This is a genomic window from Nocardiopsis sp. NPDC055824, from assembly GCF_053616335.1.
In genome coordinates this window covers 1-8249 of record NZ_JBSHDN010000247.1, presented here as the reverse complement: position 1 = coordinate 8249, position 8249 = coordinate 1, and the positions used below count along the sequence as shown (strand labels likewise).

General features: G+C 72.7%; 7 protein-coding genes. 1 reads left to right on the top strand and 6 read right to left on the bottom strand.

Annotation, left to right across the window (positions count from 1 at the left end):
* Positions 1-47: 47 nt before the first annotated feature.
* The 4 genes from ACWGL3_RS28995 to ACWGL3_RS28980 are packed head-to-tail and all read right to left on the bottom strand — an operon-like array spanning position 48 to position 5188.
* Positions 48-1724, bottom strand: a complete 1677-nt coding sequence (locus ACWGL3_RS28995) for an ABC transporter ATP-binding protein (RefSeq protein ID WP_452462022.1) — start codon at positions 1722-1724, stop codon at positions 48-50.
* A complete protein-coding gene (locus ACWGL3_RS28990) occupies positions 1721-2614 on the bottom strand; it encodes an ABC transporter permease (protein ID WP_267948423.1) in 894 nt (297 codons plus the stop codon). Before ACWGL3_RS28990 ends, ACWGL3_RS28995 begins: the two co-directional genes overlap by 4 nt.
* Positions 2611-3546: an ABC transporter permease gene (locus ACWGL3_RS28985; protein ID WP_267948424.1), complete on the bottom strand. Its 936-nt coding sequence runs from the start codon at positions 3544-3546 to the stop codon at positions 2611-2613. The genes ACWGL3_RS28990 and ACWGL3_RS28985 overlap by 4 nt, the downstream gene beginning before the upstream one ends.
* Before the next feature lie 40 nt (positions 3547-3586).
* A complete protein-coding gene (locus ACWGL3_RS28980) occupies positions 3587-5188 on the bottom strand; it encodes an ABC transporter substrate-binding protein (RefSeq protein ID WP_267948425.1) in 1602 nt (533 codons plus the stop codon).
* 863 nt (positions 5189-6051) lie between these two features.
* Here ACWGL3_RS28980 and ACWGL3_RS28975 point away from each other — a divergent pair.
* Positions 6052-6612 (top strand): ATP-binding protein, encoded by a 561-nt coding sequence (locus ACWGL3_RS28975; protein ID WP_267948426.1) that lies wholly within the window; start codon positions 6052-6054, stop codon positions 6610-6612.
* Positions 6613-6695: 83 nt separating this feature from the next.
* Here the strand turns inward: ACWGL3_RS28975 and ACWGL3_RS28970 are convergent, their stop codons facing one another.
* Together ACWGL3_RS28970 and ACWGL3_RS28965 are read right to left on the bottom strand one after the other, a co-directional pair.
* Positions 6696-7544 (bottom strand): AMP-binding protein, encoded by an 849-nt coding sequence (locus ACWGL3_RS28970; protein ID WP_267948427.1) that lies wholly within the window; start codon positions 7542-7544, stop codon positions 6696-6698.
* A 399-nt stretch (positions 7545-7943) separates the two neighbouring features.
* Positions 7944-8249 (bottom strand): response regulator transcription factor (locus tag ACWGL3_RS28965; RefSeq protein WP_452462021.1); only part of this gene is annotated, 306 nt, incomplete at its 5' end.

Sequence of the window (8249 nt, the reverse complement as noted above, 5' to 3'; positions counted from 1 at the left end):
GCCCGCGGGGGACGTCCCCCGCGGGCCGCACGGCCGGCCGCAGCCGGCTACGCCCCGGTGACGGGCCGGTCCTGCGCGGCCATGCCCAGCCGCTCGGGGGCCCCCGCGAAGGACAGCTCGAAGTCCGGGGTGTCCGCGATCAGCGCCCGGGTGTACTCGTGCTCCGGGGCCGACATCACCCGGCCCACCGGTCCCTGTTCCACGATCACGCCCCGGTGGAGCACGGCCACCCTCTGCGCGATGTTGGACACCAGGGCGATGTTGTGGGTGACGAACAGCAGTGCCATCCCCTCGTCCTGGAGCCCGCGCAGCAGTTTCACGATCTCCGCCTGCACCGACACGTCCAGCGCCGACGTGATCTCGTCGCAGATCAGCAGGTCGGGGCGGGTGGCCACCGCGCGGGCGATGCACACCCGCTGCCGCTCGCCGCCGCTGAGCTGCTCCGGGTAGCGGTCGGCGTAGGAGGCGGACAGGGCGGCGCGCTCCAGGGCCTCGGCCACCACGGCCCCGGGGTCCCGGGGCCTGCCCACCAGGTGGCGGTAGGGGCCCAGGATCTGGTCGCGTACCCGCCTGCGCGGGTTCAGCGCCTCGTAGGGGTTCTGGAACACGTACTGCACCCGGCGCCTCTGCTCGGCCGTGCGCCGGTAGCTCCCGGCGGCCAGCGGGCTCCCGTCGAACACCACCTCACCGGTGTACTGGCGGTGCAGGCCCGCGACCGAGCGGGACAGGGTCGTCTTGCCCGACCCCGACTCGCCCAGCAGGGCCACGCACTCGCCCCGGTGGACCGACACGTCGATCCCGTCGAGGACCCTTGTGCGCCCGTAGCCCGCGTCGAGCCCCGCGACCCTCAGCAGCGGCTCGCCCTCCGGCTCGCCGCCCTCCTCGTGGCCCGTGGTCCGCAGCAGCGGCACGGCCGTCAGCAGGCGCCTGGTGTAGGAGTGGCGCGGGTCCGCGAGCACCCGGTCCGTGCGCCCCCGCTCGACGACCTCGCCCCGGTACATCACCGCGATCTCGTCGGCCAGGTCGGCGACCACCGCCATGTCGTGGCTGATGTAGACCCCCGCCGTGCCGTAGTCGCGGGTCATCCGGCGGATGGTCTCCAGGACGTGCGCCTGCGTGGTCACGTCCAGGCCGGTGGTCGGCTCGTCCAGCACGATCACGTCCGGGCGGCCGACGAACGCCATCGCGATCGCCACCCTCTGCTGCTGTCCGCCGGACAGCTGGTGGGGGTAGCGGGCCAGGAACCCGTCGTCGTCGGGGAGCGCGACCTCGCCCAGGACCTCGCGCACCCGGGCCTGGGCGTCGGCCGCCGACAGGGAGGCGTCGTGCAGGGCCTCGCGCAGCTGGGTGCGCAGGCGCAGGGCCGGGTTGAGCGCCGAGGCGGGCGACTGGGGGATGTAGGCCACCGCCCGTCCGCGCAGTTCGCGCACGCCCCGCTCGGAGAGCGAGGCCAGGTCCTTCCCGGCCACCTCCACGCGTCCCGCGGAGATCTCCGTCGCTCGCTTGCAGTGCGCCAGCAGCGACAGGCCCAGGGTGGTCTTCCCGGAGCCGGACTCGCCGACCAGGCCGAGGATCGTGCCCCGCGCCACCGTGATCGAGACGCCGCTGATGATCTCCACGTCCGAGGGACGGCCGATCACGGTCAGGCCCTCCACCGACAGCACGGCGGCCCCGGTGCCCCGGCCGCCTCCGGAGTCCGCTTCCCGTCCGGCGTCCCGCGTCACTTCTCCACCCCTCGGTCGATGCCGATCGCCGCACGGGACAGTCCGTCGGTGATCAGGTTGGCGCCGATCGTCAGGACGGCGATCGCCGCCACGGGCAGCGCCACCGCCCACGGCTGCACGGCCATGCCCTGCCGGTTCTCGTTGATCATCAGTCCCCAGTCCGCCGTCGGCGGCTGGAGCCCCATGCCGAGGAAGCCGAGCACGGCGACCACCCCGATGGAGTAGGTCAGCCGCAGGCCGAGCTCGACCAGCAGCGGGCTCGTCACGTTCGGCAGGATCTCCACCGCCATGATCCGCCAGCGCGGAAGGCCGACGGCCTCGGCCGCCTTCACGTAGTCCTGCTCGACGACCTTGCGCGTCGCCTCGCGGATCACCCGGGCCACGCGGGGCATGTGCGACACCGCGATGACGGCCACGATCAGCCACACCTTCGGGCCCACGATCGACATCACCAGCAGCGCGGCGATCAGCTGGGGGAAGGCGAGCAGCACGTCGCCGACGCGCATGAGGACGTCGTCGAGCCAGCCGCGCCGGTACCCGGCGACCACGCCGACGACCGTCCCCGCCGCCACGCCGATCGCCGCGGAGGCGCCCGCGAGGAGCAGCAGCGTCCAGCCGCCCCACAGGAAGCGGGTCAGCACGTCGCGGCCGCGGTTGTCACCGCCGAACAGCGTGCCGTCCACCCCGGTCTCGAACGGTCTGGCCACGAACTCGGTGGGTGTGTACGGGGCCACGAAGGGCCCCACCACCGCGATCAGGACGATCAGGCCGGTCAGGGCGGCGCCGACCTTCGTCCGGCCGAACCCCCAGGCCGTCCGGAACAGGCCGGCGCCGCGTCCCCGCGGCACCACGGTCACGGGCTCCACGCCCGCGTTCACGGGAGCGCTCATCGGTTCGCCACCCTCACCTTCGGGTTGGCCGCCAGCCCGATCACGTCCGCGATCAGGTTGACGAGGATGTAGATGCCGGCGATGAGCAGGACCACGGCCTGGACCAGGGGCACGTCGCGGTTCTCGATCGCGTCCATGAGGATCTTGCCGACACCGGGGAAGTTGAACAGGAACTCGACGGCCACCACGCCGCCCGCCAGCCAGGCGAGCTGGAGGGCGACCACCTGGGCCACCGGCCCGATGGCGTTGGGTGCGGCGTGCCGCCACAGGACCGCGCGCTCGTCCACGCCCTTGAGCCGGGCCTGCTGGACGTACTCGCTCTCCAGGACCTCGATCATCGTGGCCCGCATCATGCGGACGATGGGCGGCGCCACCGCGAAGGCGAGTGTCAGCACCGGCAGCACCCACTGGTCGGGGCCGCCCTCGCGGGAGTACACGGACGGGAACCAGCCGAGTCCGCCGGGCCCCAGCAGGAGGATCAGCAGGATGCCGACCACGAACTCGGGGATGGACGCCACGACCAGCGTCCCCATGGACGAGGCGTGGTCGAAGGCGCGGTCCCGTCGCAGCGCGCTGACCGCGCCCACGAGGAGGGCGACGGGGGTGGCGGCGAGGGCCGCCAGCCCCATCAGGGTCAGCGAGCTCAGGACCGGCCCGGAGAGGACCTCGGTGACCTCGGTCCGGTTGGAGTAGGAGGTGCCCAGGTCCCCCTGGACGATCCCCTGGAGCCAGTTGAGGTACTGCACGGCCACCGGCTCGTGCAGGTCGAGCTGGTCGCGGAGGGCCTCCACGCGCTCGGGCGTGGCGTCACGGCCCAGGATCATCTGGGCGGCGTCGCCGGGCAGTGCCTGCGTGGCCGCGAAGACCACGAGGGACACCGCCCAGAGCGTCAGCGCGCCGAAGAGGAGGCGGACGACGATGAGTCGGGTCATGGTGAGCTTTCGGTAGCGGTCGGTCGGGTCCGGGGAGCCGCTACTGCTCCAGCCAGGCCCGGTGGAACGCGTACGAGCCCAGCGGGTGGCCGGAGACGGCGGGCTCCAGGCCGTGCACGGCGGTGCTGTGGCCGTCGAGGAGGTTCACGAAGCCCCACACGATGTAGCCGCCCTCCTCGTACTCGACCCGCTGCGCCCGGCGGATCAGCTCGTTGCGCTCGTCGGGGTCCGCGGTGCGGCGGGCCTCCTCCAGGTGGCCGAGCCACTCCTCGTTCTCGCCCCACATGGTCTCGTTGTAGGGGGCTCCCACCACCGAGCCCTGCGCGGCCTGGGTGATGTAGTTGCGCGCGCTCCAGAAGTCCTGGCCGAAGGCGTAGGGGAAACCCTCCTCCTCGTTCCAGTAGTCGCTGGGGTTGACGCGGCGGAGCTCGACGGTGACCCCGGCCTCACGGGCCTGCTCCTGGAAGACCTCGGCGGCGGCGACCACGCCCGCGCTGATGTCGGAGGTGACCAGCTCGACCTCCAGGCCGTCCCCGTGCCCGGCCTCGGCCAGCAGCCGCCTGGCCTCCGCGATGTCCTGTTCCCGCTGCTCGAAGTCGTCCGGGTAGGACGGGTCCATCCGCGCGTACATGTCGTTGCCGACCTGGCCGTACCCGGCGAGGGCCTGGTCGATCATCTCCTGGCGGTCCACGATGAGACGGAACGCCTGGCGGACGCGGACGTCGTCGAAGGGGGCCTGGTCCACCCGCATGGTGAACGGCAGCCACATGCCGGTCTCGGACTCCATGACGGCGAGGTCGGGGTTGCCCTCGATCACGGCCACCTGCGCGTGCGGGACCTGGGTGATGAGGTCCACGCTGCCGCTGTTGAGGGCGTTGACGCGTGCGTCGTCCTCGGGGAAGTCGACGATCTCCAGCTCGTCCGCGTAGGGCAGGCCCTCCTCGTGGTAGCCCTCGTGCCGCTCGAAGAGGCTGTACTCGCCCGCCACGAACTCGACGCTGCGGAACGGGCCGCAACCGACCGGGTCGGCGGGGTCGTACCCCTCGGGGACGACGCAGTTGTAGTACTCGGCGAGGGCTTCGGGCAGGGTGACCGTCGGCTCGGTGCAGCGGATGAGCACCGTGCGCCCGTCCAGGGCCTCCAGCCCGTCGGCGTCGACGCCGTCCATGTCGCCGGCGCCGCGCAGCGGGTTGTCGGGGTCCAGGATGCGCCGGAGGGAGAAGACGACGGAGTCCGCGGTGACGGGGGAGTCGTCGTGGAAGGTCAGGCCCTCCTTGAGCACGACGGTCCACTCCGTGGCGTCCTCGTTGGGCTCGACGGACTCGGCCAGGTTGTTCTCGATGGCGCCGTCGGCGGCGTAGCGCAGCAGCCCGGCGTAGAGCGCGAAGTTGCGGGCGATGTCCACGTTGTCGGTGGGGTCGTGCGCGTCCAGTGTGTCGTTGACCCCGCCTCCTGCGACGCCGACGCGCAGGCGCCCGCCCCGCTGGGGTTCACCCCCGCCCGAACCCCCGGAGCCGGAGTCCCCTCCGCAGGCGGCCAGGACCGGGGCGACGACGGCGCCGGCGGCGGAGGCCTTGAGGAGGGAGCGACGGCTGGGGGCGGAGAGAAGGGTGGGGCGGGGGCCTTCGGACAGGGACGACAAGGGACACCTCGTGTGGGGACGGGAACCGCAGGGCGTTCGGGGCCGGGGAGGGGCGGCGCCCGGGGAGGGGCGCGGCCCGGCATCGGACCTGATCGATACTTGTTCGCCCTTCACGGAGCGTCAAACGAGGTCGGAGGCGGTGCGGGCCGTGAACGCCGTGTTGCGGGGCCGTAACGGCGGAGAGAGAGGGGCGTCCCGCCGGAACCAGCTCTGGCCTGCGGGTTTCCGCGCCGTTCGGTGTGCGCTCCGAGCGGCGGTGTGCGCATGGCGCCCACCGCCGGTTCGCGGCGAACGACGCTCCGGGGGGCGTCCGGGTTGTGTTCCAATCGATGTCGCGGGGAAGCGAAACCGTGGTGTTTAGTGCGAGCAATTTCCGTTTTGTTGGCTTATGTAGCCATATGTCTGTTCAGAGGAAGGCGGTCGGTCCGGGGTGGGGTCCCGGTCCGGCCGGGCGGCCGGAGCCGCCTCCGGCCCACCCCGTCCGGGCGCGGCGGGGAGGGCCGCCCCGTGCCGGCGGGAAGCCTGTGGGCGGAGGGGCCTCCCGCGCTCGCCTCCGGCTGCGGGCGCCGCGGCGGGCGGCGTCCCGGCCGGTGCGCGGGAGCGCATATCGTTACTGGTCGTGTCCGTGTCGGGGGGACGGGCCGCCCGCGAGCGCATTGCCAACGTGTTACACCTCACATGGCCGACTCTGGGGTCCGGACTGTTTCCTTTGTCCTCATCGGGGATGACACGTGACGGGGTTTTGTGGCCAATACCAGGCGGGGTGAACCCAGGTGTGCTGTTCTGGACCCAGCACACCCTTGTCTAAGGTGAGTGCAGGCGGCGCAACCCGCGCGCCCGTCGCGGGTGATTGGAGTGACCGGATGGCTGAGGCGAGGCAACTCCGGGAATACGTGCCCGCGGAGGTACCGGGGAGCGCGGTTCCGACCACACCGGGGTTCGAGACGGGCGACCTCACGGGAGGGTCCACCGACCACACGGTGTGGAGCTGTGCCGGGAACCTCACCGCGGTGCGGTCGATCCGCGCGCGCGTGCGCGAGTTCCTCACCCGCATGGGCCACACCGAGGGCGCACTGGACGACGCCGAGCTGTCGGTCAGCGAGCTGGCGACCAACGCGCTGCTGCACTCCCGCTCCGGGCAGAGCGGAGGCGTCATGACGCTGTTCATCCGCTCCGACGCCGGACGCCTGCGCGTCGCCGTGGCCGACCAGGGCGAGCGCGACGGCGAGGGCGTCCACACGCGGGAGGACGGCGACGACTACGGCCGGGGCAAGCTCATCGTCGACAGCTGCGCCACCCGCAGCGGCGAGTACTGGAGCGAGGCCACGCACGTGGCCTGGTTCGAGATCGAGGACGGCCACGTGCCCGTCCCCGCCTTCGACGGCGAGTCCTCGGTCGCGGAGCTCACCGAGTCCGGGGACTGACCCCGGGCGGCCCCCGGCCCCCCCGGCGGCGCGCACGCCGCACACCGGGGCCGGAACCCGGCCCCGGCGCCCCTTCGGGGTCCTCAGTCGGCGCTGTCGGGGTACGGGAAGGCGACCCGCGCCGGCTCGGGCGCGCAGAGCACGGTCACCTGGCGCCCCTCGGGCGGGGGGCAGTCCGCGCCGGTCACCACGCAGGCCCCCGTCCACAGCGCCAGCGCCACCAGCGCCACCCGCGTGGCCTCGTCGCCCCGCTCGTCCACCGCCACGACGTCGTCGGCGGTCAGGTGCAGCAGGTTCCGCAGCTCGGAGAAGCGGGCCATCAGGTCGTTGTGCGGGTAGAGGGTGGTCAGCAGTCCGCCGCTGGTCTGCTCGTAGCCCAGGATGCCGTTGTCGAACAGCCCGCGCGCCGGGCTGTACCCGTTGCCGTCGGGGCTGGGCTGCAACAGGTCCTCGAAGGGCGTCGCCCCCAGGGACGGGCCGAAGGAGATGATCTGCCGCACCCGCGAGCGCTCGGCGAGTTCGAGGGCCGTCTGCGCCAGCTCGGGGCTGACCAGCAGCAGCCGGGCGTCGGTCTCGGTCAGGACGGCGCACTGGGTGTCCAGGTCGGACGCGGTCGACAGCGGCAGCGCCCGGCCGCCCACGGCCATCACCGTGTAGGTGGCCAGGAACCGGTCGGGTGAGACCGGCGCGAGAACCCCCACCACGTCGCCGAAGCACATGCCCCGGCGGCTCAGCCCGGCCGCGGCCTGCTCGACGGTGGCGGCGAACGTGAGCGCGTCCACCCGGTGTCCGGCGGTCCGCAGCGTCCCCGGCCGCGACGAGCGCAGCCGCAGCCGCTCGCACAGGCCGCCGGTCAGGGATCCGATCGGGTCGTCCCTGCGCGGCAGATGGCGTCCCGGTCGCCCGGTTCCTGAAGACAGCCCTACCCCCATACGTACCCCCAGTCGGCCCATCCTGCGGTGGTGCCGCATTCCGGGCTCGTCACGCCCCCTCCACGTGGCGAGCCCGGAAGCGCGGCCCCGGGCGGTCGGTGCGACGTCCCTCCCCAGGACGCACCCCGCTCCGGCGCGGTTCCCCACCGGCCCCGGGAACCTTCCCGGGGCTGACGGTCCGCCGGGATCCCGGTGTTCGGCCCGGGCTCCGACGGCCGCTTCTGGGACTCACGGAACCGTGTCACGAGAGTGCCACGAATGTGATGTCCCATGGCTTGAACCCTAGCGCGTTCACAGTCAGATGCACATGCATATTGCTATGCAGATGCATATGTAGATTCTGGCCGCAGGGGAGAGAGCGCCCGCACGAGAGAGGGCGTAAGCGGGCAGACCGGGCGATCAGCCCGCTGCTCTGTGCTGCTCCATCCACGCCGTGATCTGCGCGCGTGAGTGGAAGCCCATCTTGCGGTTGATGTTGGCGACGTGCCTGGCCGCCGTCGACGGGGTGATGAACAGCGTCCGGGCGATCTCGGGGTTGCTCCGTCCCGAACTCACCAGCCGCGCGATCTCCAGCTCCCGCTTGGTCAACCGCTGCTGCGGGGTCACCGACTCGGGCGCCGGGACGGGCCCCTCCAGGGGCCGGCGGGCGCGACCGCGCCCCGGCGCCCGAGGTGCGGCGGACGGTGCGGGCGGCGTGCGCCGGCG